At 68.1% G+C, this 24,161-nt stretch carries 22 protein-coding genes and 2 riboswitches; of the genes, 13 read left to right on the top strand and 9 right to left on the bottom strand.

Annotated elements, in window-relative coordinates; genetic code table 11:
- The first annotated feature begins 20 nt into the window (after window positions 1–20).
- Entirely contained in the window at window positions 21–980 is a 960-nt protein-coding gene (glpX, locus tag ACTHNC_RS11330) for a class II fructose-bisphosphatase (RefSeq protein ID WP_440294717.1), read from the top strand.
- Here the strand turns inward: glpX and rmuC are convergent, their stop codons facing one another.
- The gene (gene rmuC / locus ACTHNC_RS11325; protein ID WP_440294697.1) at window positions 981–2,333 is read right to left on the bottom strand and encodes a DNA recombination protein RmuC; all 1,353 of its coding nucleotides are present in this window, start codon (window positions 2,331–2,333) and stop codon (window positions 981–983) included.
- A 160-nt stretch (window positions 2,334–2,493) separates the two neighbouring features.
- The gene (locus ACTHNC_RS11320; RefSeq protein ID WP_440294696.1) at window positions 2,494–3,078 is read right to left on the bottom strand and encodes an exonuclease domain-containing protein; all 585 of its coding nucleotides are present in this window, start codon (window positions 3,076–3,078) and stop codon (window positions 2,494–2,496) included.
- 342 nt (window positions 3,079–3,420) lie between these two features.
- Here ACTHNC_RS11320 and ACTHNC_RS11315 point away from each other — a divergent pair, with 342 nt between their 5' ends.
- From ACTHNC_RS11315 to ACTHNC_RS11285, 7 genes are all read left to right on the top strand, one after another.
- Window positions 3,421–5,154 carry an ABC transporter ATP-binding protein gene (locus ACTHNC_RS11315; RefSeq protein WP_440294695.1) on the top strand — a complete coding sequence of 578 codons (1,734 nt, stop codon included), beginning with the start codon at window positions 3,421–3,423 and terminating at the stop codon, window positions 5,152–5,154.
- On the top strand, window positions 5,151–7,271 hold the full coding sequence (locus ACTHNC_RS11310; RefSeq protein ID WP_440294694.1) for an ABC transporter ATP-binding protein: 2,121 nt from the start codon (window positions 5,151–5,153) through the stop codon (window positions 7,269–7,271). The genes ACTHNC_RS11315 and ACTHNC_RS11310 overlap by 4 nt, the downstream gene beginning before the upstream one ends.
- Before the next feature lie 85 nt (window positions 7,272–7,356).
- Window positions 7,357–8,106 carry a class I SAM-dependent methyltransferase gene (locus ACTHNC_RS11305; protein ID WP_440294693.1) on the top strand — a complete coding sequence of 250 codons (750 nt, stop codon included), beginning with the start codon at window positions 7,357–7,359 and terminating at the stop codon, window positions 8,104–8,106.
- Between the two features lie 76 nt (window positions 8,107–8,182).
- Window positions 8,183–9,256, top strand: coding sequence for a redox-regulated ATPase YchF (gene ychF / locus ACTHNC_RS11300; RefSeq protein ID WP_440294692.1), 1,074 nt, complete (start codon window positions 8,183–8,185; stop codon window positions 9,254–9,256).
- Window positions 9,257–9,435: 179 nt separating this feature from the next.
- Window positions 9,436–9,675: an AbrB/MazE/SpoVT family DNA-binding domain-containing protein gene (locus ACTHNC_RS11295; RefSeq protein WP_440294691.1), complete on the top strand. Its 240-nt coding sequence runs from the start codon at window positions 9,436–9,438 to the stop codon at window positions 9,673–9,675.
- Between the two features lie 23 nt (window positions 9,676–9,698).
- Window positions 9,699–10,085, top strand: coding sequence for a PIN domain-containing protein (locus ACTHNC_RS11290; protein ID WP_440294690.1), 387 nt, complete (start codon window positions 9,699–9,701; stop codon window positions 10,083–10,085).
- Between the two features lie 72 nt (window positions 10,086–10,157).
- Window positions 10,158–10,979 carry a DNA-formamidopyrimidine glycosylase family protein gene (locus tag ACTHNC_RS11285; RefSeq protein WP_440294689.1) on the top strand — a complete coding sequence of 274 codons (822 nt, stop codon included), beginning with the start codon at window positions 10,158–10,160 and terminating at the stop codon, window positions 10,977–10,979.
- Window positions 10,980–11,033: 54 nt separating this feature from the next.
- Here the strand turns inward: ACTHNC_RS11285 and ACTHNC_RS11280 are convergent, their stop codons facing one another.
- Window positions 11,034–11,585 (bottom strand): type 1 glutamine amidotransferase domain-containing protein, encoded by a 552-nt coding sequence (locus tag ACTHNC_RS11280; RefSeq protein ID WP_440294688.1) that lies wholly within the window; start codon window positions 11,583–11,585, stop codon window positions 11,034–11,036.
- A 109-nt stretch (window positions 11,586–11,694) separates the two neighbouring features.
- Between ACTHNC_RS11280 and ACTHNC_RS11275 the strand changes: the two genes are divergently transcribed.
- Window positions 11,695–12,417 (top strand): class I SAM-dependent methyltransferase, encoded by a 723-nt coding sequence (locus ACTHNC_RS11275; protein WP_440294687.1) that lies wholly within the window; start codon window positions 11,695–11,697, stop codon window positions 12,415–12,417.
- Window positions 12,418–12,509: 92 nt separating this feature from the next.
- Here the strand turns inward: ACTHNC_RS11275 and ACTHNC_RS11270 are convergent, their stop codons facing one another.
- Window positions 12,510–12,908, bottom strand: a complete 399-nt coding sequence (locus ACTHNC_RS11270) for a PPOX class F420-dependent oxidoreductase (RefSeq protein WP_440294686.1) — start codon at window positions 12,906–12,908, stop codon at window positions 12,510–12,512.
- Between the two features lie 35 nt (window positions 12,909–12,943).
- Here ACTHNC_RS11270 and ACTHNC_RS11265 point away from each other — a divergent pair, with 35 nt between their 5' ends.
- A complete protein-coding gene (locus ACTHNC_RS11265) occupies window positions 12,944–13,402 on the top strand; it encodes an SRPBCC family protein (protein ID WP_440294685.1) in 459 nt (152 codons plus the stop codon).
- A 24-nt stretch (window positions 13,403–13,426) separates the two neighbouring features.
- Here the strand turns inward: ACTHNC_RS11265 and ACTHNC_RS11260 are convergent, their stop codons facing one another.
- From ACTHNC_RS11260 to ACTHNC_RS11240, 5 genes are all read right to left on the bottom strand, one after another.
- The gene (locus tag ACTHNC_RS11260; RefSeq protein WP_440294684.1) at window positions 13,427–14,584 is read right to left on the bottom strand and encodes a cysteine desulfurase family protein; all 1,158 of its coding nucleotides are present in this window, start codon (window positions 14,582–14,584) and stop codon (window positions 13,427–13,429) included.
- The gene (nadC, locus tag ACTHNC_RS11255) at window positions 14,581–15,438 is read right to left on the bottom strand and encodes a carboxylating nicotinate-nucleotide diphosphorylase (RefSeq protein WP_440294683.1); all 858 of its coding nucleotides are present in this window, start codon (window positions 15,436–15,438) and stop codon (window positions 14,581–14,583) included. The genes ACTHNC_RS11260 and nadC overlap by 4 nt, the downstream gene beginning before the upstream one ends.
- Window positions 15,432–17,018, bottom strand: a complete 1,587-nt coding sequence (nadB, locus tag ACTHNC_RS11250; RefSeq protein WP_440294682.1) for an L-aspartate oxidase — start codon at window positions 17,016–17,018, stop codon at window positions 15,432–15,434. The genes nadC and nadB overlap by 7 nt, the downstream gene beginning before the upstream one ends.
- A 1-nt stretch (window position 17,019) precedes the next feature.
- Entirely contained in the window at window positions 17,020–18,327 is a 1,308-nt protein-coding gene (nadA, locus tag ACTHNC_RS11245; RefSeq protein ID WP_440294681.1) for a quinolinate synthase NadA, read from the bottom strand.
- 73 nt (window positions 18,328–18,400) lie between these two features.
- A complete protein-coding gene (locus ACTHNC_RS11240; protein WP_440294680.1) occupies window positions 18,401–19,177 on the bottom strand; it encodes an NUDIX hydrolase in 777 nt (258 codons plus the stop codon).
- 113 nt (window positions 19,178–19,290) lie between these two features.
- A riboswitch (glycine riboswitch) is annotated at window positions 19,291–19,389 on the top strand.
- Between the two features lies 1 nt (window position 19,390).
- Window positions 19,391–19,492, top strand: a riboswitch (glycine riboswitch).
- Between the two features lie 81 nt (window positions 19,493–19,573).
- Between ACTHNC_RS11240 and gcvT the strand changes: the two genes are divergently transcribed.
- From gcvT to gcvP, 3 genes are all read left to right on the top strand, one after another.
- Complete coding sequence (gene gcvT / locus ACTHNC_RS11235; RefSeq protein WP_440294679.1) at window positions 19,574–20,788, top strand: glycine cleavage system aminomethyltransferase GcvT; 1,215 nt, start codon at window positions 19,574–19,576, stop codon at window positions 20,786–20,788.
- Window position 20,789: 1 nt separating this feature from the next.
- Window positions 20,790–21,176: a glycine cleavage system protein GcvH gene (gcvH, locus tag ACTHNC_RS11230; protein WP_440294678.1), complete on the top strand. Its 387-nt coding sequence runs from the start codon at window positions 20,790–20,792 to the stop codon at window positions 21,174–21,176.
- An 80-nt stretch (window positions 21,177–21,256) separates the two neighbouring features.
- Window positions 21,257–24,073: an aminomethyl-transferring glycine dehydrogenase gene (gene gcvP / locus ACTHNC_RS11225; protein ID WP_440294716.1), complete on the top strand. Its 2,817-nt coding sequence runs from the start codon at window positions 21,257–21,259 to the stop codon at window positions 24,071–24,073.
- The last annotated feature ends 88 nt before the right edge of the window (window positions 24,074–24,161 follow it).

The following is a 24,161-nucleotide window of genomic DNA, read 5'->3' as shown; positions in this document are numbered from 1 at the left end:
ACGACACGCGTTCGGCGACGGTGCTGCGCCCCGACAGGAACCTCGCACTCGAACTGGTGCGCGCGACGGAAGCCGCGGCCATCCGTGCGACGCCGTGGATCGGCAAGGGGCGCAAGAACGACGCGGACGGCGCGGCCGTCGACGCCATGCGCGCCTTCCTGGCCACCGTCGACTTCGACGGCGTCGTCGTGATCGGCGAGGGGGAGAAGGACCACGCGCCGATGCTCTTCAACGGCGAGCACGTGGGCACCGGCCGAGGGCCCGCGTGCGACATCGCGGTCGACCCGATCGACGGCACCTCGCTCACGGCGGCGGGGCGGCAGAACGCACTCTCCGTCATCGCGGTGAGCGATCGCGGCACCATGCTGGATGCCTCGGGCGTCTTCTACATGGACAAGATCGTCACCGGGCCCGAGGGCGCAGGAGTGGTGGACATCCGCAAGCCGGTGGGAGAGAACCTGCGCGCGCTGGCCCGTGCGCTCGGCAAGGACATCGGGGAGCTGCGCGTCGCGGTGCTCGACCGTCCGCGTCACACCGAGCTGATCGAGGAGATCAGGGAAGCGGGCGCAGGCACGCGTCTCATGCTCGACGGCGACGTTGCCGGCGGCATCAACGCGGCGCGCCACGACTCACGCATCGATGCGTGCATAGGAATCGGCGGGAGCCCGGAGGGCATCACGACCGCGTGCGCCATCAAAGCGCTCGGCGGGTTCATGCAGGCCCGTCCGGCGCCCCGCGACGACGAGGAGCGGGAGCGCGCGATCGCTTCAGGGCTCGATCCGGAGCGGGTGTACGAGCTCGAGGATCTCGTGGCCGGCGACAACACGATCTTCGTGGCGACCGGTGTCACGGACGGTGGCCTCGTGGACGGTGTGCGCCGCGAGGGCCCGCTCATCCGCACCAGCAGCATCGTGCTCCGCTCCACCTCGGGCACGGTGCGCCGTATCTCGGCAGAGCACCTCGTCTCGAAGTGGTGGTGATCAGCGCCGCCGGTCGCCGATGGCGATCGGCTCAGCGGGCCGGCCGTCGGACTCCGAATCGGACTCGAGCGCACCGACGAGCTCGAACGCCGTAAGCTCCCGCGGCGACTCCTCGAGGCCCGCGAGGGAGGGGATGACCTTCGATTCGTCGAGTGCGCCGAGCTTGCGCGCGGAGGGCAGCACCTGACGCTCCAGGGATCCCACGAACTTGTTGTAGTCGTTGACCGTGCCCTTGATGGACCGGCCCAGCTTGTCGATGTGCGCAGCCGTCGTCGCCAGGCGGGAGTACAGCTCCCGGCTGAGATCGAACAGCAGCTTCGCGTCCTGGGTCAGCACGTCCTGCTGCCAGCTGAACGCGACAGTCTTGAGCACCGACCACAGCGTCACCGGGGATGCCAGCGCCACCCGCTTGCCGAACGCGAACTCCATGATCGTGGGGTCCGCCTCCATCGCACCCGAGACCAGCGATTCGCTGGGGATGAACGCGATGACCATCTCGGGCGAGGCATCCAGGCCCGCCCAGTAGGCCTTGCTGCCGAGCGTGGTGATGTGATCGCGCACGGCCTTCACGTGCTGCTTCATCAGTGCCGCGCGCCGGGCGGACTCCTCGCCGGCGGCCGTGGCCGGGATCTGGCTCGCCTCCAGGAACGCATTGAAGGGCGCCTTCGCGTCGACGGCGATGTTCTTGCCGCCGGGAAGGTGCACGACCATGTCGGGCCGGCCCGCTCCGGCATCCGAACTGATGCTCGACTGCACGTCGAAGTCGACGCGCTCCAGCAGGCCCGCCGCCTCCACGACGCTGCGCAGCTGCGTCTCGCCCCACACCCCTCGCGTGCTGTTCGAGCGCAACGCGGAGGCCAGTGCCTCTGCGGTGCCGCGCAGCCGCTCCTCGGATTCCGATGCCGACTTCAGCTGCTGGGCGAGCTCGCCGTGCTGCCTGCTGCGCTGCTCCTCGAGGTCGGCCACCTTCTTCTGCATGCCCTGCAGCGATTCCCGCACGGGGGCGAGGGCCTGGAGCACCTTGCTCTCGGCGTGCTCGCGCTCACGCTGGGCAGCCAGCTCCTGGCGCTGCCGCTCCGCCAACTCCTCGTACTGCTGCTGCTGACGACGGACGCTCTCGCGCAGCCCGTCGGCGGTCGCCGCCATTGCCGCGAGCTGCTCGCGCAGCGCCGCCTGTGCCGTCTGTTCCTGCGCCCGCACCTCGGCCATCTCCATAGCGTGGCGGGCGGCGATCACCTCGGGAGGCTCTACTGCCGCGGCCTCCTGCACGCCGCGCCTGCCGTAGGCGAGGCCGCCGAACACGCCGGCCGCACCCCCGACGAGAAGGCCGATGATGAGGAAGAGAACGTCCATGTCCCCATGCTCCCGCCGACCACTGACATCACGATTGAGGCTTGGCCGTGGATGCTCGCATCCATGGCCAAGCCGATTGAGTGATGTTGAGCGGCGAAGCCGCGATCACATCACGATTGAGCGGCGGAGCCGCGATCACGGACGTCGTTCGACGGCCCGGTCAGGCCGCCGCCGCGACCTCGCCGATACGTCCCATCCGCACCGGGACCTTGGCGGCGAGCTCCTCGAGCGAGCGAGCGCCGTGGCGTCCTGCTGCGTGCACGACGATCGCCGCGCATGCCTCGGCGTCGGCGAGGGCCTCGTGGTGGTGGAAGCCCTCGAACCCGGCAGCCATCGCGGCGACCGGCAGACGGTACGAATCCAGCGAGTACGTCTTGCGCGCCACCTGGAGGCTGCACAGGTAGTCGTAGCCGGGGCAGCGGATGCCCGTTGCCGCGCACGCGCCGCGGATGACTCCCATGTCGAATCCCGCATTGTGCGCCACGAAGGCGTCGTCACCGGCAAAGCCGATGAGGTCGGCGAACTGCTCGGCCCAGCCACGGGCATCCGTCACATCGCGGGCGTGGATACCGTGGATGCGGATGTTCCACTCCAGGAACACGTCGTGCCCAGGCGGCGGCTTGATCAGCCAGCTCGCCGTGTCGACCACCCGGCCGTCCCGCACCTTGACGAGACCCACCGAACACGCCGACGCGCTGCTGGAATTCGCGGTTTCGAAGTCGATGGCGGTGAAGTCCAGTGGCACGCCGTCATGCTCGCACGCGTTCGGCGAATGTCAGGGCACCGCTCCGGCGTGCCTGGGGAGACGCCCCGAGATAGCCGGCGAGTCGGCCAGCGAGACCTCCCGAACGAGTGGGTGCAGAGCAATTTCGAGAAGAAGCTTGCGGCGGGAAAGCTCGCGATATATCGTGTTCGAGGTTTCGCGATATATCGTGAGCCGGCACCATCCGCAGCGAGCTCGCCGTCGGTCGATTCCGCTGAGAACGGAACGCGTACCGCAATGTCACCGGTATGCCCCACAATGTAACGATCCCTCCGGCATCGCATCGCACCGCCTGCCGACGCAACGCATCAATCGGAGTCTTCTGTGCTGTTCAAACTTCTCGTCCGCTCATTGAAGCCGTACAAATGGCTTCTCGTCGGCGTCCTGGTCTTCCAGTTCGCTTCGGCCCTCGCCAGCCTCTTCCTGCCCAGTCTCAACGCCGACATCATCGACAACGGCGTCGCCAAGGGCGACACCGACTACATCTGGCACACCGGCACGCTGATGCTCGTCATCTCGTTCGGCCAGATCGTGGCCTCGATCATCGCCACCTACTTCGCGGCGATGGCCGCGATGCGCGCAGGACGAGACATCCGCGATCAGATCTTCGACCGGGTCTCGGGGTTCTCCGAACGTGAGGTCTCCTCCTTCGGCCCGGGATCCCTCATCACCAGGAACACGAACGACGTGCAGCAGGTGCAGATGCTGGCCATGATGTCGGCGACGTTCCTGGTGTCCGCGCCCTTGCTGGCGATCGGCGGCATCATCCTGGCGCTGCGCCAGAGCTTCAGCCTGTCCTGGCTGATCGCCGTCGCGGTGCCCGTGCTCCTGATCGTCGCTGCGCTCATCATCAGCCGCATGGTGCCGCTGTTCCGCAGCTACCAGAAGAAGCTCGACGCGGTGAACCGGGTGATGCGCGAGCAGCTCACCGGCATCCGGGTCGTGCGGGCGTTCGTGCGGGAACCCATCGAGGAGGCACGGTTCCGCGATGCGAACACCGACATCATGGTGGTCGGACGCAAGGTCGGGTCGCTCTTCGTCCTGCTCTTCCCCGCGGTCATGCTCATCTTGAACGTCACCGTGATCGGAGTGATCTGGTTCGGCGGCATCAAGGTCGACTCGGGCGAGGTGCAGATCGGCACGCTGTTCGCATTCATGCAGTACGTGATGATCATCCTCTCCGGTGTCATGATGGCGAGCTTCATGACGATGATGATTCCGCGGGCCGCGGTCTCCGCCGAGCGCATCAGCGAGGTGCTCGGCACGGACTCGTCGCTGGAGAGGTCCGATCGGCCCGTCTCCGAGTTCCCGTCACCGGGAACCGTCGAGCTGGTGGATGCCTCGTTCACCTACCCGGGGGCCGAGCACCCGGTTCTGTCCGGCATCAGCTTCACGGCGAACCCGGGGGAGACCGTCGCCATCGTCGGATCGACAGGCGCCGGCAAGACCACCCTGATCTCGCTGCTTCCGCGGCTGTTCGACGTCACGGACGGCGCCGTCAAGGTCAACGGGGTCGATGTGCGCCAGGCAGACCTGTCTGCACTGTGGAAGACCATCGGCCTCGTGCCGCAGCGTCCCTTCCTCTTCACCGGCACCGTCGCATCCAACCTCCGATTCGGACGCGAGGAGGCGACTGACGACGAGCTATGGCGGGCCCTCTCCATCGCGCAGGGCAGCGACTTCGTCGCCCAGATGGAGGGCGGTCTCGACGCCAGAATCGCCCAGGGCGGCACGAACGTGTCGGGTGGGCAACGGCAGCGGCTGGCGATCGCGCGAGCCATCGTGCACCGGCCGCGCATCCTCGTCTTCGACGACTCGTTCTCCGCGCTCGATCTGGCGACGGATGCTCGCCTCAGGCAGGCGCTGTGGCGCGAGCTTCCCGAGGTGACCAAGATCGTCGTCGCGCAGCGCGTCTCGACCATCACCGATGCCGACCGCATCGTCGTGCTCGACGACGGCCGCATGGTCGGCCTCGGCACGCACGACGAACTGCTGTCGTCGAACGACACCTATCGAGAGATCGTGGAATCCCAGCTCGGAGTGGAGGCAGGACGATGAGCGCCGCCCAGAGGACCGGGAAGAAGAACCGCGCGTCGGCGAAGGACGCCGTGCAGAAGGAGCTCACTCCTGAGGAGAAGCTCGAGCTGGAACTCGCCGAGCAGGCGAGGCTGGGCGCAGACGACTGGAGCGGTGGCGTCGCCCCGGGCAAGGCGTCGAACTTCGGTCCATCGTTCCGCCGGCTCATCGGGCTTCTGAAGCCCAACGCCGTCGCGTTCGTCTTCGCGTCGTTCCTCGGCGCGATCGGGGTCGTGCTCACCGTGATCGCGCCGAAGGTGCTCGGCGAGGCCACGAACATCCTCTTCGAGGGCGTCATCTCGAAGCAGCTGCCCGCCGGCACCACGAAGCAGCAGGTGGTCGACCAGCTGAACCATGCCGGGCAGCACGACCTGGCGAACATCGTGCAGGCGATGCAGAACCTCGTACCCGGCCACGGTGTCGACTTCGTGCGACTCAGCCAGGTGCTGGTCATCGTGCTGGCCCTCTACTGCGCCTCCTCCGTGCTCGGCTGGCTGCAGGGGTACGTGATCAACGTGATCATGGTGCGCACCATGTGGCGGCTTCGCGAGCAGGTCGAGGTGAAGATCAACCGGCTTCCGCTCAGCTACTTCGACCGCGTGCAGCGCGGCGAGCTCATCTCCCGCGTGACGAACGACATCGACAACATCACGCAGATGATGCAGCAGTCCCTGTCCAGTGCGATCACGAGCGTGCTGACCGTCCTGGGCGTCCTCATCATGATGCTGTCCATCTCCTGGCAGCTCACGCTGGTGGCGCTGGTCGCGCTTCCGCTGATGGGCGTGATCTTCGGCGTCATCGGTCCGCGCTCGCAGAAGGCGTTCGGCATCCAGTGGCGCAAGGTCGGCCGGCTGAACGCCCGCGTCGAGGAGTCGTTCTCCGGTCACGCACTGGTCAAGGTGTTCGGGCGGGAGGAGAGCTCGCGGGCGGCGTTCCGTTCCGAGAACGAGGAGCTGTACCAGGCATCCTTCAAGGCACAGTTCCTGTCGAACACGATGATGCCGGCCATGATGTTCATCGGGAACCTCACCTATGTGGGCATCGCGGTGCTCGGCGCGCTCATGGTCGCGGGCGGTCAGCTCCGGCTCGGCGACGTGCAGGCGTTCATCCAGTACTCGCAGCAGTTCACGCAGCCGCTGTCCCAGCTGGGCGGTATGGCAGCGGTCGTTCAGTCCGGGACGGCATCCGCCGAGCGAGTGTTCGAGCTGCTCGACCAGGAGGAGCAGGAGCCCGATGCCGCCGACGCTCCTGCGCCCGCCGACGGCGACGGAACGATCGAGTTCGAGCACGTGTCGTTCTCGTACAGCCCCGAACGACCGCTCATCACCGACCTCTCCTTCCGCGTCGAGCCCGGACAGACGGTCGCGATCGTCGGCCCGACCGGCGCTGGCAAGACGACGCTGGTGAACCTGATCATGCGGTTCTACGAGCTGAACGGCGGGCGCATCCTGCTCAACGGGCAGAACATCGCGGACCTCACCAGGCACGACATCCGCGCCAAGACGGGAATGGTGCTGCAGGACCCGTGGCTGTTCGCCGGGACCATCCGGGAGAACATCCGTTACGGACGCGCGGATGCCACGGACGACGAGATCCTGCAGGCCGCCGAGGCGACGTACGTCGACCGCTTCGTGCACTCGTTGCCCGACGGCTACGACACGGAACTCGACGAGGATGCCTCGAACGTGTCCGCGGGTGAGAAGCAGCTGATCACGATCGCGCGCGCGTTCGTCGCGAAGCCGAGCGTGCTCATCCTCGACGAGGCGACGAGCTCCGTCGACACCCGTACCGAGCTGTTGCTGCAGCACGCGATGAACGCACTGCGTCAGGGCCGCACCTCGTTCGTGATCGCGCACAGGTTGTCGACCATCCGCGATGCCGACCTCATTCTCGTGATTGAGCACGGCGACATCGTCGAGCAGGGCACGCACGAGCAGCTGATCGCGGCGAAGGGCGCCTACTACCGGCTGTACAACGCGCAGTTCGAGCAAGCGGCGACGGATCTCGACGAGGAGTTCGCGGGCATCCAGGATCCGCTCGAGCAGGAGGCGCGGGAGATCGCGGAGCGCGACGAGCCGGACGCCGCGGTGCTCGAATGAGTAGCAGGTACGTCGCCGGATAGCGCGCCTGGTCCGAGTGCCGGCTCCTCGACGCAGGGGCCGGCACCGGCCGTAGGGTGAGCTCATGCAGTCACGCGAGACGAAGCTCGAACACGCACGGTCCTTCGGCGGTGTGGCCGATGTGTACGAGGCGTCCAGGCCTGGGTATCCGGTGGACGCTGTGGCGTGGCTCGTGCGGCCCGAGCAGTCGCACGTGGTGGACGTCGGTGCCGGAACGGGCAAGCTGACGCGCGCACTGGTCGCGGCCGGCCGCGAGGTCGTCGCGGTGGATCCGTCCGCCCAGATGCTCGAGGTGCTCCGAAATACCGTTCCAGGGGTCGAGACACTCGTGGGCACGGGGGAGCGGATGCCGCTTCCCGACGAGTCGGTCGACGCCGTCACGTTCGCGCAGGCCTGGCACTGGGTGGATGCACCGATCGCGTCCGCCGAGGCGGGCAGGGTGCTGAAGCCCGGTGGCACGCTCGGTCTGATCTGGAACTTCCGCGACGAACGCGTCGACTGGGTGCGTGAGCTGGGTGTCGCGATGCACGCCGACGGCGATCAGTACACGACGGGCATGGATGCCGACCCTCACGTGCATGCGCCGTTCGGCGAGCCGGAGACCGCCTCGTTCGAATGGACCCAGCCCTTCAGCCGTGACGGTCTGATCGATCTCGTGCGCTCGCGCAGCTACTTCGCCGTGATGACCGCTCCGCAGAAGGAGCGGACGCTGCAGGCGGTGCGCGACCTGCTCGACGGGCATCCGCAGCTCTCCGGCAGCAACACGATCGAGCTGCCCTACGTGACGCTCGCCTTCCGATACGTGCGGCCGTAATTCGCGGAAGCAGGCAGCGTGATCGCGCCCTTCCGCCGACCCGGCCTGGCCGAGCCGCCGGATACGATGGATGCCCGTGGCTCTCACTATCGGCATCGTCGGCCTGCCCAACGTCGGCAAGTCCACCCTCTTCAACGCGCTGACCAAGAACCAGGTGCTCGCAGCGAACTACCCGTTCGCGACGATCGAGCCGAACATCGGAGTGGTGAATCTGCCGGACGTCCGGCTGGGCGTGCTCTCGGACTTGTTCCACTCCGAGCGAGTCGTGCCTGCCACGGTGAGCTTCGTCGACATCGCCGGCATCGTCCGCGGCGCATCGACCGGTGAGGGACTCGGCAACCAGTTCCTCGCGAACATCCGTGAGGCGGATGCCATAGCCCAGGTCGTGCGCGGATTCGCCGACTCCGACGTGGTGCACGTCGAGGGCGAGGTAAACCCCGCGAACGACCTGGAGACCATCGGCGCCGAGCTCATGCTGGCCGACCTGCAGACGCTCGAGAAGGCGATCACGCGCTACGAGAAGGAGGTGCGTGGGCGCAAGCTCGACCCGGTCGTGCTCGAGACCGCGCTCGCGGCGAAGGACGCCCTTGAGAAGGGGACGCTTCTGTCGGCGACGGGTCTTGATCTGGCACCGCTGAAGGAGCTCGGCCTCCTCACGTCGAAGCCGTTCATCTTCGTCTTCAACGTCGACGAGGCGGTGCTGACGGATGCCGTGCGCAAGGCCGAACTCGCGGCCCTCGTTGCGCCCGCCCACGCGGTCTTCCTCGACGCGAAGCTCGAGTCCGAGCTGATCGACCTCGACGAGGAGGATGCCGCCGAGCTGCTCGCATCCACCGGCCAAGAGGAGAGCGGGTTGGACCAGCTCGCCCGGATCGGATTCGAGACACTAGGCCTGCAGACGTTCCTCACGGCGGGCCCGAAGGAGTCGCGGGCGTGGACCATCCACAAGGGCTGGAAGGCACCGCAGGCCGCTGGCGTCATCCACACCGACTTCGAGAAGGGCTTCATCAAGGCCGAGGTCATCTCGTTCGACGACCTCGTCGAGCTCGGCTCGGTGCACGAGGCCCGCGCCCACGGGAAGGCACGCCTCGAGGGTAAGGACTACGTGATGCAGGACGGCGACGTGGTGGAGTTCCGGTTCAACGTGTAGTCGAACCTCTTTGCGGACATGACAGAGTGTTCGTTCGGGACCCGGTGGACCTGCGCGGCGGGGCCTCGGGCGAAGGCTGGTTCCGGCCCTGGCGATTCTGCTCGAGCGTACCGTTCGGGATCGGCGTCTGGGGTCGGCCGGGACGCGCCTGAATGGGATTCGACTGGTAGCATCTTCCCATGAAGGCGACGATTGATTCAGCCGGTCGGATCCTCCTCCCCAAATCGCTGAGAGACGCTCTGGGGCTGACCCCTGGCTCCACGGTCGACATCTCCAGCTATGGTTCCGGTGTTCAGGTCACCCCCGGAGGGCGCACGGCACGTCTCGAACGAGACGCCGGTGGTCGCCTCATCGCAGTCAGCGACACCGTCGTGACGGACGACGACATGTTCGCATTGATCGACGCAGGTCGCCGGTGACTGCGACGGCAGTCGATACAAGCGTGGCAGTACCACTGTTGGTGTCGTCGCACATCGCACACTCGACCGTGAACGCCTGGGCCAGGGACCGAACGCTGGTACTGAGCGGGCACGCATTGATGGAGACGTTCTCGGTCCTGACCAGGCTTCCTGGTGACGCCAGGGTGGCTCCGGCAGACGCCGCGACTCTGATCGATGAGGCATTCGGAGATGCTGTCGTGCTCGATGAAGCGTTGTCGCGCGAGTTCCATCGGGAGTTGGCCGCGCGAGGCATCTCGGGAGGGGCCGTGTACGACGCCTTGGTGGCTGCTGCGGCGCGTGGCCATGACCTCACGCTTGCGACGCGCGACGCGCGGGCCCGCGGAACTTATGAGGCGGTCGGAGCTCGAGTCGAGATGGTCGGATCATGATCCGCGTAGCGGGAGAACGTTCCCGGCCCTCGCGGATGAGCGCATGTCGGAGGTCTGTGCAAGGCTGACCCCATGCCCGAGTCACCCGAGGTGCAGGCCGTGGTCGAGCAGATCGGCGATCGGCTCGCCGGTCACGCGCTCACCGCGGTGGACGTGCTCGAGTTCCGCGTCGTCAAGACGCGGTCCCGGCCTCCGGAGAGCCTGATCGGATCCGAACTGACGGGCGCTCGGCGTTTCGGCAAGTACCTCGACCTGGTCTTCGGTGAGCAGCACCTCGTGGTTTCGCTCGGCCGGCACGGCTGGGCGCGCTGGGCCGGCGACGCCCCGACGGCCGATCAGCTGCCACCCGCTCTGGCGATCCTCGACTTCGACGACGGAGCTGGGCTGGAACTGACGGATGCCGGTGGCTGGGTTTCCCTGGGTGCCTGGGTGGCCGACGACCCGCTCGACGTGTCCGGCATCGCCGTGCTGGGACCGGACCCGGCCGATCCGGGCTACTCGCGCGCCGACTTCGACGGAGCGTTCGCCGGCCGACGCAAGCAGTTGAAGGCCGTGCTGGAGGAGCAGAAGTCCATCGCAGGCATCGGCAACGCGTACTCCGACGAGATCCTGTTCGCGGCGCGCCTGAACCCGATTGCTCACGCGTCGGCGCTCGACGAGGCCGAGCTCGAGCGGCTGTTCGAGCAGACGGTCGGCGTCATCCGGGGAGCGGTCGACGCACGGCGCGGCATCCCGATGTCCGAACTCAAGGCAGCTAAGACGGCCGCGATGCAGGTGCACGGCCGTGCCGGCGAACCGTGCCCGGGATGCGACGACACGATCCGGGACTTCGCGTTCGCCGGCACGACGGCGCAGTACTGTCCGCAGTGCCAGACCGGTGGCCAATTGCTCTGAACGCTCGAGGTGCCGGAGTGAATCACCCCGGCACCTGGCTCGCGTCTTTCGTCCTCAGACGGTCTGATCCTGGTCCTTGCCCTCGCCGATCTCCTCCACGGTCTTGGCGTTGAACGCCGCGAGATCCGCCGGCGTACGGCTGGTCACCAGGCCGTGGTCGACCACCACCTCTTCATCCACCCAGTCGGCGCCCGCGTTGCGCAGGTCGGTCTTGAGGCTGTGGTAGCTGGTCATGCGTCGCCCGTCCACGACACCCGCCTCGATGAGTGTCCACGGCGCGTGGCAGATCGCGGCAACCGGTTTGTGCTCCTCGAAGAATCCCTTCGCGAACGCGACCGACGCGTCATCGGTGCGCAAGTGGTCGGCGTTCACGACTCCACCCGGCAGCACGAGCGCATCGAAGTCGGATGCCTGCACCTGCGACGGCGAGGCATCCACCGACTGCTGGTGCCCGTTCTTGCCCTTGATCGATCCTGACTCCGGCGACACCATCGTGAGCGTTGCACCCACCGCTTCGAGCGCCTCCCACGGCGAACTCAGCTCGGCGTCCTCGTAGCCGTTCGTCGCCAGGAAGGCGACCTTCTTCCCTTCAAGTTCTCCACTCATGGCGGCGACGCTACGGCGAGGTCGGAACGAGACCCCAGGGGTTGACAGCCTCGGCCCGCGAATCGGGGTGAGGGGATCGACGGATGCCCAGGCGTGGCAGACTTTGGACGTGCCCGATGCGATCTTCGACGACCCGCGCCTCGCCCGCCTGTACGACCCGCTCGACCCCGACCGGAGCGACCTCGACGCGTACCTGGCGATGGTGCGGGAGTTCGGCGCTCAGTCGGTGCTCGACGTCGGATGCGGCACCGGAACCTTCGCATGCCTGCTCGCGGGGCAGGGGCTCGAGGTCGTGGGCGTTGATCCGGCCCTCGCGTCACTCGACGTGGCGCGCGGGAAGCCGGGAGCGGATGCGGTGCGCTGGATCCATGGGGATGCGACGTCGCTTCCGCCGCTGGACGTCGACATCGCGTTCATGACCGGCAACGTGGCTCAGGTGTTCCTCACCGACGACGACTGGTCGGCGACCCTGCGCGGCATCAGGGACGCTCTTCGACCCGGGGGCAGGCTTGTCTTCGAGACCCGTGACCCGGAGCAGAGAGCCTGGCTGGGCTGGGTTCGGGGTGCCACGTACGTGGAGCGGCCCCTGCCAGGCGTCGGGCAGGTTCGGACCTGGACGGACCTGGTGGAGGTCGCGCCGCCGTTCGTCACCTTCGAGTCCCGGGTGGTCCTGCCCGACGACCAGACGTTGTACTCGACGTCGACGTTGCGCTTCCGCTCTTCAGCGGAGGTCGAGCAATCGCTGACGGATGCCGGCTTCGTGGTCGACGAGGTACGCGATGCTCCCGACCGGCCAGGAAAGGAGTTCGTGTTCGTCGCGCACCGCGGATAGACGTGACGCACTTCGTTCGTGGGCCCCGTGCGTCGCACTCGGTTCATGAGCGCCGTGCTTCGCACTCGGTTCATGAGCGCCGTGCTTCGCACTCAGTTCGTGACGGCGTGCTCCACGCTCATCACGAGGATGACACGATCGGCCTTGTCTGCCGGCGGCTGCACGTTCGCGTCCCCGTAGCGCTGGCCGAGGCGCACGTAGAACTCGCCCTCCGGGTCGGGCACGACGTCGACGAGGCGGCCTCGCACCTCCAGGTACCGGTAGAAGTCCTTCTCGCGCACGACCGCGAGGCTCATCGATGAGTTGTGCTTCAGGTTCCGGTACTTCTGCCGCTTGGTCGTGTGCGTGAACCGGATGTGTTCGCCGTCGAACTCGAACCACATCGGGTTCACCTGCACGGTGTCGTCCGGCCGGATCGTGCCCAGGAACCCGAAGTTGGGCTCGACGAGCATGGGCCTGAGGTCAGCGGGGATGATGTCGGATGCCGTCATGTCTCCATCCTGTCGGATGCGCCACGATGGTGAACATGACTGAACACGAGGAAGAGACACGGGTCACCTCCGCACGTCGCGACATCCAGGCGCCGGCCGCTGTGATCTTCGAGCTGATCGCCGATCCGTCGCAGCAGCCCCGGTGGGACGGCAACGACAATCTTCTCGAAGCCGAGCCTGGGCAGCGCATTCACGGCGTCGGGCAGGTCTTCGCGATGACGAACCGCGGCGGGCGGGTGCGCGAGAACCACATCGTCGAGTTCGAGGAGGGCAGACTCATCGCGTGGATGCCCGCCGAGGTCGGAAAGCCGCCGATCGGGCAGCTGTGGCGGTGGGAGCTGGAGGAGGTGGAGCCGACCCGGACGCGGGTCACGCACATGTACGACTGGACTCAGCTGAACGACGAGTCTCGCCTCGAGCGCGCACGAGCCACGACCTCCGAGCGGCTGATGGCATCCGTCGACCGGCTCGCCGCGCTCGCGGAATCGTCCTGACGCCTTCCGGGTTGCGGTCACGCCTCACGCGGGAACGGATCGGCGCACCGTGGTGACGGCTTCTACGAGCGCGTCGACCGCCCGGTCGAGGTCGGCCCTCGCGGTGTGCGTCCAGCTGAAGCGCACCGCCGTGCTTGCCAGGTCGTCGGGCAGCCCGAGTGCTGTCAGCACGTGAGACGGTTCGGTGCGTCCGGCAGCGCACGCGGACCCGCTCGAGGCGACGACGCCTCGCCGCTGCAGCTCCAGCAGCACGGTCTCGCCGTTCACGCCGTCGATCGCGAACGAGGCGTGGCCGGGGATGCGCCGCTCGGGATGCCCCGTCAATCGGGATCCGGGTACACGCGCGAGCACTGCGGAGATGAACGCGTCCCGGTCCGAGTCCGCCGTCGCGGGTTCGCGCTCCCCATGCGGACGCTCGCGCTCGGCGGCCTCGAGCGCAGTGGCCAGGGCGACCGCGAACGCCACGTTCTCGGTTCCTGAGCGACGCCCCCGTTCCTGCCCGCCGCCGTGCAGCACCGGCTCCACGGGCATCCCGCCGCGTAGGAAGAGCGCGCCAGAACCCTTCGGAGCGCCCACCTTGTGCCCGGAGAACGAGAGCGCGTCGACGCCGAGCCGGCGAGCCTCGAGCGGGAGCCGCCCGGCGGCCTGCACCGCATCGGTATGGAAGCGAGCGCCGACGCCGTGCGCCGCCTCGGCGAGCTCGGCGATCGGCTGAACGGTCCCGATCTCGTTGTTCGCGTACGCGAGCGAGACCAGCGTCGTGTCCGGACGCAGCACGGAGAGCAGGGCTTCCGGCGTGACGAGTCCGTGCTCGTCCACTGGCGTGAAGTCCACCTCGAATCCGTGGAAGCGACGCAGGAAGTCCACGGACTCGAGCACCGCTTCGTGCTCCGTCGCCGCTGTGACGATGTGGCGTCCGCGGGGATCGCCCAGCGCGACGCCCTTGATCGCGAGGTTGTCACCCTCGGTGCCGCCACCCGTGAACACCACCTCGGATGCACGGCACCCGAGCACCGAAGCGACGCGAGTGCGGGCATCCGTGAGCGCCGCAGCAGCCCGCAGCCCTGGCTCGTGAGTGCTCGAAGGGTTGCCGAACTCGCCGGTCAGGTACGGCCACGCCGCCTCGAGCGCTGCGCGGCGCACCGGCGTGGTCGCCGCGGCGTCGAGGTAGAGGGGAGTCATGGCACGTCGATGTCGAGGTCGAGCCCGATATCGAGCGAGCGCACGCTGTGCGTGAGCGCGCCGACCGAGATGACGTCGACTCCCGTTCCGGCGATCGCGGCAACGGTGTCGAGGTTGACGTTGCCGCTGGCCTCCACGATCGCGCGGCCGGCGACCAGTGCCACACCCGCACGCAGCTCGCCGACCGTGAAGTTGTCCAGCATGATCGTGTCGACCCCGCCGGCGAGCACCGGTTCGATCTGGTCGATGCGGTCCACCTCGACCTCCAGGTGTGTCGTGTGGCCGAGCCGGTCGCGCACCGAGCGGATGGCATCCGTCACCGATCGTCCGCCGGCGGTGAGCACGGCGAGGTGGTTGTCCTTGGCCATCACGGCATCCGACAGCGAGTTGCGGTGGTTGTGCCCGCCGCCGCAGAGCACGGCGTGGCGCTCGAGCGCGCGCAACCCCGGTGTCGTCTTGCGGGTGTCGACGATGCGGGCATTCGTTCCGGCCGCGAGCTCCACGTACCGCGCGGTCAGAGTTGCGATACCGCTCATGCGCTGCACGAGGTTCAGCGCGACGCGCTCGCCGCGGAGGATGCCTCGCGCGGGCCCCGTCACGTGCGCGAGGGTCTGCCCCTTCTCGAAGCGTTCTCCGTCGCCGAGGAGGAGTTCGACGACGATGCGCTCGTCGACGGCCAGCATGGTGCGTGCGAGCACCTGGCCGCCGGAGAACACTCCGGGCTCCCGGGCGACGAGGCGAGCGGATGCCGTCGCCTCCGCCGGAATGAACAGCTCGCTGGTCACGTCGCCCCACGGGGCATCCTCGTCGAGGGCGGTCGTGACGACCCGGTCGATGATCTGTCCGGTCAGCATGCGCCGACCACCTCTCGTTCCATGCCCTCGCGGGCTTCGGTGAATGTGTCGATGTGCAGGTCATCGCCCAGGAGGACGACTCTGCTGTGCACGGCTTCTGAGGCTGTTGTCGGGAAGTCGCTGCGGTAGTGGGCGCCGCGCGATTCCTCCCGTGCCAGGGCTGCGCGCACCACGAGGTCGCCGAGGGTCAGCAGATTGAGCTCCTCCTGTGCGGCGATGCTTGAAACCGAGTCCGCACTCTGCAACTCGTCGATCAGGCGCAGAGCCTCACTCAGCCCGTCAGCGTTCCTCTCGACGCCCGCATAGCGCCACATCACGTCGCGAAGATCGTCCACCGTGCGCACGGGTACCGCTTCGCCTGCCGCGCGGTCGGCGGAGCCGGAGAGAACGGAGTCCTCGACAGGCGACGTGGGCAGTTCGGTAGCAGACAGCGCATCCGCTGCACGAGCCGCGAACACGAGCCCCTCCAGCAGCGAGTTCGACGCCAGCCGATTCGCCCCCTGAGCCCCGGTGCACGCCGCCTCACCGATCGCGAAGAGACCGGGAATGCTCGTGCGGGCCCAGGCATCCGTCTTCACGCCACCCATCCAGTAGTGAGCGGCGGGCGTCACCGGGATCGGGTCGACCGCCCAGTCGAGCCCAGCGGCCTCGCACGCCGCCTGGATGGTCGGGAACCGACGTGTCAGGAACCGCCGCCCCAGCGCCGTGGCATCCAACAGAACCGGCGCCCCGCTCTGCGCCGCCATCTGCCGAGCGATGGCTCGGGCCACAACGTCGCGAGGCGCGAGCTCCGCGTCCGGGTGCACGAGCTGCATGAAGCGCGATCCCGAGGCATCCAACAGCACGGCACCCTCGCCACGCACCGCCTCCGACACCAAGGTCCCGCCAGGGGCCGTCAGCGCGGTCGGATGGAACTGGTAGAACTCGAGGTCGGCCAACTCGGCGCCGGCTCGCCAGGCGGCGGCGATCCCATCGCCGGTGGCGCCACGCGGGTTCGTCGTGTGCGAGTACAGGCGTCCAGCGCCGCCGGTGGCGAGCACAACGGCCTCCGCCCCGAGCACGCAGACGGTGCCGTCCGCTTCGAGCGTGCGCACACCGACCGTGCGACCGGACCGCAGGACGAGGTCGGTCAGCATCGTGTTCTCCAGGATGCGGATCCCGGATGCCCGCACGCGCGCCGCCAGCGTCACCTCGATCCCGCGCCCGGTCGCGTCGCCTCCAGCGTGCAGCACCCTCGAGCGGGAGTGTGCGGCCTCGAGCCCGCGCGCCAGCTCGCCCCCCGACCGGTCGAACGGCACACCGAAACGCACCAGCTCGCGCACGAGCGCCGGCCCCTCCGAGCAGAGGATGCGCACGGCATCCTCGTTCCCGAGCCCGGCGCCTGCCAGCAGCGTGTCCCGCGCGTGCAGCTCGACGCTGTCGTCATCGAAGAGCGCGGCAGCAATGCCGCCCTGCGCGTAGAGCGTGTTGCTCTCCTGCAACGCTCCCTTCGTGAGCAGCGTCACCTCCGCGAACGTCGAGATCCGCAGCGCAGCGGTGAGGCCCGCGATGCCGCTGCCCACGACCACAACGCGAGACATGTCAGGCCGCCATCGTCGTGTCGGGGCGTGCGGCGAGCATCCGTTCCAGCGCCACTCGCGCGTCGGTCGCGGCCTCGTCGGTGACGCGCACTTGATTGACGATTTCGCCGCGCACGTACGATTCCAGCACCCAGGCGAGATATCCGGGGTGGATGCGATACATCGTCGAGCACGGGCACACGACCGAATCGAGGCAGAAGATCGTGTGCTGCGGGTACTCCGCAGCCAGTCGTTGCACCAGGTTGATCTCGGTGCCGATCGCGAACGTCGATCCGGCCGGGGCCGCCTGGATGGCTTTGACGATGTAGTCGGTCGATCCGTACTCGTCGGCGGCGTCGACCACGTCCATCGGGCACTCGGGATGCACGATGACGCGCACGCCAGGATGCTCCGCCCGCGCCTGTGCGATCTGCGACACGGTGAAGCGCTTGTGCACCGAGCAGAAGCCCTGCCACAGGATCACCTTCGCATCGCGCAGCGACTGCGCGTCGTTGCCGCCGAGGCTCTTGCGGGGGTTCCACATCGGCATCGCCGTCAGCGGAACGCCCATCGCCTTCGCGGTGTTCCGGCCCAGGTGCTGGTCGGGGAAGAACAGCACGCGCTTGCTGCGCTCGAACGCCCAACGCAGCACGGTCGACGCGTTCGACGACGTGCAGACGATGCCGCCGTGCCTGCCGCAGAACGCCTTCAGCGCCGCCGACGAGTTCATGTAAGTGACAGGGATCACGGATGCCGGCCCACCGGCATCCTGACCGACCTGCTCATCCCGATACAGCTCCATGAGCTGCTCCCACGCCTCCTCGACTGAGTCGATGTCGGCCATGTCGGCCATCGAGCATCCGGCGGCGAGATTCGGCAGGATGACGCTCTGCTGGGGCGAGGTCAGGATGTCCGCGGTCTCCGCCATGAAGTGCACGCCGCAGAATACGATCGCCTCGGCTTCCGGATGCGCCTTCGCCGCGTTCGCGAGCTGGAACGAGTCGCCCACGAAGTCCGCGAACTGCACCACCTCGTCTCGCTGGTAGAAGTGGCCGAGAACCATCACGCGCTCGCCGAGCGTCTCCTTGGCGGCACGGATGCGATCGGCCAGCTCGGCGGCGGACGCGTCGCGGTACTCCTGCGGCAGCTCGCCCTGTTTCGGCGAGCCCGCCGGGATCGGATCGGCCATGGACGCCCCGGGGCCGTACCCCGGCATTCCGAGGTCGAACTCCCACGGTGCCTCGACTAGGTCGGGCGTGCAGGTCTCGCCCTGCTCCTCGCCCGACGCGATGAGCTGGATCGTGCGATCGACGGAAGCGGTGATGGTCATGAGTCGTCTTCCTTACATACCGGTGGTTGAGCTTGTCGAGAGCTGGTTGAGCCATGGGACCGGCTGCATCCCGTCACGGCGGCGGGAGCGGTCCGTTGTCGGCGAGGTCCACCGACTCGTCGTAGCGATAGAGCTTTGGCGGCCGGTGCCTGGTACCGGTGAGGCGTTCGCCGGTGTCGACGAGCGAGTCGGATGCCTCCATCGCCCTGCGGAAGTTCGCCGGGTCGAGCGGCCTGCCGAGCACCGCCTCGTGCACCTCGCGCAGTTGCGCGAGCGTGAATGTCTCGCCGAGGAGCGCGTGAGCGATGCGGGAGTACTCCATCTTGTTGCGCAGCCGCCACAGCGCGTACTCGACGATCACGTTGTGATCGAACGCGAGCGGCGGAAGCTCGTCGGCCGGGAACCACCGCACGTTCTGACCGACCGTCGCGCGGGATGCCTCGCCCGAGCCGACCAGCGCCCAGTACACGATCGAGACGACCCGGGCCGTGTCGGCCGTACCGGCGGGGGAGCGGTCGACATCGCCGAACGCGTAGAGCTGCTCGAGGTAGCGCGGCGCCAGTCCCGTCGTATCGCCGAGCGTGCGGCGGGCCGCGTCGGCCAGACCCTCCGTCACGTGCAGCGGACCGCCCGGCAATGCCCACCGACCCTCGAACGGCTCCCGGATGCGCCGCACGAGCGGCAGCCACAGCGTGGGAGACGTACCCTGCGCCCCGAATCGATCGTCCGAGCGCAGCGCGAAGATGACCGTCGAGACCGCGAGTTCGACATCCGCCCCGGATGCCTGTGCCCTCGCGGTCGCATCGCCTGCGTCTGCGTGCGCTTCGGAGTTCGCGTCGGAGTTCGCCATGAGAGTAAAGGTTTGTTTGACCTGAAGTGATCATACACCTTGTGGTGTGAATGACTAGAACTCTTCTCTCACGGCGCACGATAGGCTGAGCGCACAACAGAAGATCGGGCCACACGGTCGATGCGGGAGAGTCCGCGCGGGTCTCCTGCAGCGGGCACCGAAGGAGCAATCCTCCCCGACAATCTCTCAGGTACCCCTACCGCGTCGAGCTGGCCACTCTGGAGAGCAGCCCGCGGCATCCGCCTCGTGCTCGCCCACGGTGAAAGGTCCGCGGTGGCGGGCCGAATCTCTCAGGCATTCAGTGACAGAGGGGGAGTTCTCACGAGACGTGTCGCCTGACGCGTCCGTCCTCGACGGGTGACCCCAGGTTCCCCCGCGAACAGATTCGGAGAACTCATGGCCCAGTCCTCATCACAGGAACAGGCGTCATCGCAGAAGCCGGCCCCATCGCAGAAGCTGTCGCCGCTGAACGACGCGCATGTCGCCGCGGGCGCGAGCTTCACAGACTTCGCCGGATGGCAGATGCCGGTGCGGTACTCGAGCGACCTCGCCGAGCATCACGCCGTGCGCACCGCCGCCGGGCTGTTCGACCTCTCGCACATGGGCGAGATCGTCGTGCTGGGCCCCCAGGCCGCCGACGCGCTCGACCGCGCGCTCGCCGGACGCCTGTCCGCACTCCAGCACGGACAGGCGAAGTACAGCCTCCTGCTGAACGAGCGCGGCGGCATCCTCGACGACCTGGTCGTCTACCGCACCGGCGCCGACCGCTACCTCGTCGTGGCCAACGCGGCCAACCGGCAGACGGTGGCCGAGGAGCTGACGAAGCGGTCGGCATCCTTCGAGGCGGATGTCTACGACGAGTCCGACGACATCGCCCTGATCGCGATTCAGGGACCACGCGCTCTGGAGATCCTGCAGAACGTCGAGGGGCTCGGCATCGAGGCGGGCGACGACGTTCCGGAAGACCACGAGGAGCCCGACGTCGAGAACGCGCTCGCCGGTCTGAAGTACTACCGGTCGCTGTCCGGCACGTTCCAGGACCACCCGGTGCTGATCGCCCGCACCGGCTACACCGGCGAGGACGGCTTCGAGCTCTACATCGCCCCCGACAACGCGCCGGCGCTGTGGGATGCCCTGCTCGAGACGGGCGCAGGAGCAGGCATCGTTCCCGCGGGGCTCGCGGCTCGCGACACGCTGCGCTTGGAGGCCGGGATGCCGCTCTACGGCCACGAGCTCACTGCCGGCACGTTCCCGTCGCAGGCCGGGCTCGGCCGCGTCGTCGTGCTCGACAAGCCGGGCGACTTCGTCGGTCGCTCGGCCATCGAGCAGGGCGCGCCGCAGGATGCTCGCGTGCTCGTCGGTCTGCAGGGCACCGGTAAGCGCGCCGCCCGCGCCGGCTACGACCTGCACGTGCGCGCCTCTGAAGAGGGTGCCCCCGTCGGCGAGATCACCTCCGGCGCGCTCTCGCCCACGCTCGGGCATCCGATCGCGCTGGCCTACGTCGACCCGCAGTACGCCGAAGCCGGCACCGAACTCGATGTGGATGTGCGCGGATCGCGCATCCCGTTCACCGTCACCACCCTGCCCTTCTACAGCAGAAAGAAGAACTGACATGGCCGTGCCCACCGATCGCCGTTACACCGCAGAGCACGAGTGGGTGCTCGGCGACGGCGACACCCTCACCGTCGGCATCACCGAGTACGCGGCCGAGAAGCTCGGCGATGTTGTCTTCGTGGATCTGCCGGCGGCCGGAAGCGACGCCGCCGAGGGCACCGTCGTCGGCGAGATCGAGTCGACCAAGTCGGTCGGCGAGCTCTTCGCGCCTGTCTCCGGCGAGGTGCTCGAGTCCAATCAGGCCGTCGTCGACTCGCCAGAGCTGGTGAACTCCGACCCGTTCGGCGAAGGCTGGCTGCTCAAGGTGCGCGTCAGCGACGCGTCTCGGCTTGAAGACCTGCTGGATGCCGCCGCCTACGCTGCGCTGATCGGGGAGACTGCGTGAGCGGGGACGCATTCGGGTCCGGCGTTCGCAGCACCTTCGCCGACCGCCACATCGGCCCTGACGCGGAGGCGACGCGCGTCATGCTCGACGTGCTCGGCTTCGACTCCGTGGACGAGCTCGTGCGCACGGCTGTGCCCAGGGGCATCCAGCTGCCCGAGAACGTCGATCTGCCGAACCGATCACTGCCCGTCGAGGGCGTGAGCGAGCGTGAAGCCCTGATCGAGCTGCGCGAGCTGGCGTCCCGCAACCGCGTGAACACGTCGTTCCTCGGACTCGGCTATTACGGGACGGTGACTCCCGCGGTCATCCAGCGGAACGTGCTGGAGAACCCCAGTTGGTACACCGCTTACACCCCGTACCAGCCGGAGATCTCGCAGGGACGGCTCGAGGCGCTCATCAATTTCCAGCAGATGGTCTGCGATTTCACCGGCCTCGATATCGCGAACGCGTCCATGCTCGACGAGGGCACTGCCGTCGCCGAGGGGATGCTGCTGGCGCGTCGTGGCTCACGCGCGAAGTCGAACGTCTTCCTGGTCGACTCGGATGCCTTCCCGCAGACGCTCGCCATCCTGCGCGGTCGTGCCGCGGCGGTCGGTATCGAACTGGTCGAGCTCGACCTCGCGTCGTCCGACGTCGCAGACCTGCCCGAGGCGTTCGGTGCGTTCATCCAGTACCCCTCTGCATCCGGTCGCGTGTGGGACCCGTCGGCCGTCATCGACGCCGTGCACGCCGGCGGAGGGCTCGCGGTCGTCGCCGCCGACCTGCTCGCGCTGGCCCTGATCAAGGCGCCAGGGGAGCTCGGGGCCGACATCGCGGTGGGCACCAGTCAGCGGTTCGGTGTTCCGATGGGGTTCGGCGGCCCGCACGCCGGGTACATGGCCGTCCGGAGCGGACTGGAGCGTCAGCTCCCCGGACGCCTCGTGGGCGTCAGCCAGGATGCCGCAGGCAAGCCCGCGTATCGGCTCACCCTGCAGACGCGCGAGCAGCACATCCGGCGCGAGAAGGCGACCAGCAACATCTGCACGGCTCAGGTGCTGCTCGCCGTGATGGCGTCGATGTACGCGGTGTACCACGGGCCGCGCGGCATCCGTGCGATCGCGCAGCGCGTGCACGAGGCTGCCGCTTCCGCCGCACGCAGACTCGGTGAGGCGGGGTTCGAGCTCGAGAACGAGACGTTCTTCGACACGCTCGCGGTACGGGTACCCGGGCGGGCGGCGGAGCTCGTGGCGGCGGCTCACGAGGTCGGCCTGCTCGTCGGCGCTGAGGGCCCCGACACCGTCGTCGTCGCGTTCGATGAGGTCACGGCATCCGACGGTCCCATCGTCGAGCGGCTCCTCGCCGAGGTCTTCGGCCTCGAAACCGGCCACGCGACTGCGGATGGCGAGCTTTCGGTCATCCCTGAGCAGCTCGCGCGCACGAGCCAGTACCTCACGCATCCGGTGTTCGGGTCGTACCACTCCGAGACGTCGATGATGCGCTACCTCAAGCTGCTCGCCGACCGGGACTACGCGCTCGACCGGGGCATGATCCCGCTCGGTTCGTGCACCATGAAGCTCAACGCGGCCACCGAGATGGCGGCCGTCACGTGGCCGGAGTTCGCGGCAGTTCATCCGTTCGCCCCGGCATCGGATGTCGGCGGTTACCTCGACCTGATCGCGCAGCTCGAGACCTGGCTGGCCGAACTCACCGGCTACGACACGGTCTCCCTGCAGCCCAATGCGGGAAGCCAGGGCGAGCTCGCCGGCCTGCTGGCGATCCGCGGCTATCACGACGCGAACGGCGACACGCACCGCACGGTGTGCCTCATCCCGCAGTCCGCGCACGGCACGAACGCCGCGTCGGCCGTGCTGGCCGGCATGCGGGTCGTCGTGGTGGCGACGGATGCCTCAGGCAACGTCGATCTCGACGACCTCCGTGCCAAGGTGGGCCAGCACGCCTCCGAGCTCGCCGCTCTGATGATCACCTACCCGTCTACTCACGGCGTGTACGAGCACGACGTGGTCGAGGTGATCGACGCCGTGCACGCCGCAGGCGGACAGGTGTACATCGACGGCGCGAACCTCAACGCGCTGCTCGGCTTCGCCCGCTTCGGCGACTTCGGCGGGGATGTCTCGCATCTCAACCTGCATAAGACGTTCTGCATCCCGCACGGCGGCGGTGGACCCGGTGTGGGCCCAGTGGCGGCGAAGGCGCACCTGGCGCCGTTCCTGCCGGGGCACCCGCTCATGCAGTCGAACGACCACGTCGGGTATGCGCACGATGGCGCGCCGGTGTCCGCTGCACCGTACGGGAGCCCGAGCATCCTGCCGATCTCCTGGGCATACGTTCGGATGATGGGCGCCTACGGGCTCGCTCGTGCGACGGGAGCTGCCGTGGTGTCGGCCAACTACGTCGCGGCGCGGCTGCGCGAGCACTACCCCGTGCTCTACGCGGGCGAGCGCGGCCTGGTGGCGCACGAGTGCATCCTCGATATCCGTCCGCTCACGGACGCTACGGGCGTCACGGTCGACGACGTGGCCAAGCGCCTCATCGACTACGGCTTCCACGCACCCACCATGAGTTTCCCGGTCGCCGGCACGCTCATGGTGGAGCCGACCGAGAGCGAGGACCTCGCCGAGCTCGACAGGTTCGTCGAGGCGATGATCTCGATCAAGGCGGAGGCGGATGCCGTCGGTGCCGGCACTTTCCCGGCCGACGACAACCCGCTGCGCGGCGCACCGCACACGGCGGAATCGGTCGTGGGGGAGTGGACGCACCCGTACTCGCGCGAGCAGGCCGTGTATCCCCTCCAGAGCCTCGTGCGCGCGAAGTACTGGCCGCCGGTGCGCCGCATCGACCAGGCCTGGGGGGACCGCAACCTGTTCTGCGCGTGTCCACCGGTCGAAGCGTTCGCCTAGCGCTGCGCTCCGACCGGCGTCCCGGGTGCCCCAGCTCCGCGAGACTGCACGCCCACCCCGAGACGGTGGTTATTACCCGCTGCCTCGG

This window comes from Humibacter sp., assembly GCF_051954055.1.
Taxonomy (GTDB): Bacteria; Actinomycetota; Actinomycetes; order Actinomycetales; family Microbacteriaceae; genus Humibacter.
This window is presented reverse-complemented; position numbering and strand designations above follow the sequence as displayed.

Coding starts and splice junctions, on each gene's coding strand:
- rmuC (WP_440294697.1), bottom strand. CDS start 2,333: ATGGACGTTCTCTTCCTCATCATCGGCCTTCTCGTCGGGGGTGCGGCC.
- ACTHNC_RS11310 (WP_440294694.1), top strand. CDS start 5,151: ATGAGCGCCGCCCAGAGGACCGGGAAGAAGAACCGCGCGTCGGCGAAG.
- ACTHNC_RS11305 (WP_440294693.1), top strand. CDS start 7,357: ATGCAGTCACGCGAGACGAAGCTCGAACACGCACGGTCCTTCGGCGGT.
- ACTHNC_RS11295 (WP_440294691.1), top strand. CDS start 9,436: ATGAAGGCGACGATTGATTCAGCCGGTCGGATCCTCCTCCCCAAATCG.
- ACTHNC_RS11285 (WP_440294689.1), top strand. CDS start 10,158: ATGCCCGAGTCACCCGAGGTGCAGGCCGTGGTCGAGCAGATCGGCGAT.
- ACTHNC_RS11280 (WP_440294688.1), bottom strand. CDS start 11,585: ATGAGTGGAGAACTTGAAGGGAAGAAGGTCGCCTTCCTGGCGACGAAC.
- ACTHNC_RS11270 (WP_440294686.1), bottom strand. CDS start 12,908: ATGACGGCATCCGACATCATCCCCGCTGACCTCAGGCCCATGCTCGTC.
- ACTHNC_RS11265 (WP_440294685.1), top strand. CDS start 12,944: ATGACTGAACACGAGGAAGAGACACGGGTCACCTCCGCACGTCGCGAC.
- ACTHNC_RS11260 (WP_440294684.1), bottom strand. CDS start 14,584: ATGACTCCCCTCTACCTCGACGCCGCGGCGACCACGCCGGTGCGCCGC.
- nadC (WP_440294683.1), bottom strand. CDS start 15,438: ATGCTGACCGGACAGATCATCGACCGGGTCGTCACGACCGCCCTCGAC.
- nadB (WP_440294682.1), bottom strand. CDS start 17,018: ATGTCTCGCGTTGTGGTCGTGGGCAGCGGCATCGCGGGCCTCACCGCT.
- nadA (WP_440294681.1), bottom strand. CDS start 18,327: ATGACCATCACCGCTTCCGTCGATCGCACGATCCAGCTCATCGCGTCG.
- ACTHNC_RS11240 (WP_440294680.1), bottom strand. CDS start 19,177: ATGGCGAACTCCGACGCGAACTCCGAAGCGCACGCAGACGCAGGCGAT.
- gcvT (WP_440294679.1), top strand. CDS start 19,574: ATGGCCCAGTCCTCATCACAGGAACAGGCGTCATCGCAGAAGCCGGCC.
- gcvH (WP_440294678.1), top strand. CDS start 20,790: ATGGCCGTGCCCACCGATCGCCGTTACACCGCAGAGCACGAGTGGGTG.
- gcvP (WP_440294716.1), top strand. CDS start 21,257: ATGCTCGACGTGCTCGGCTTCGACTCCGTGGACGAGCTCGTGCGCACG.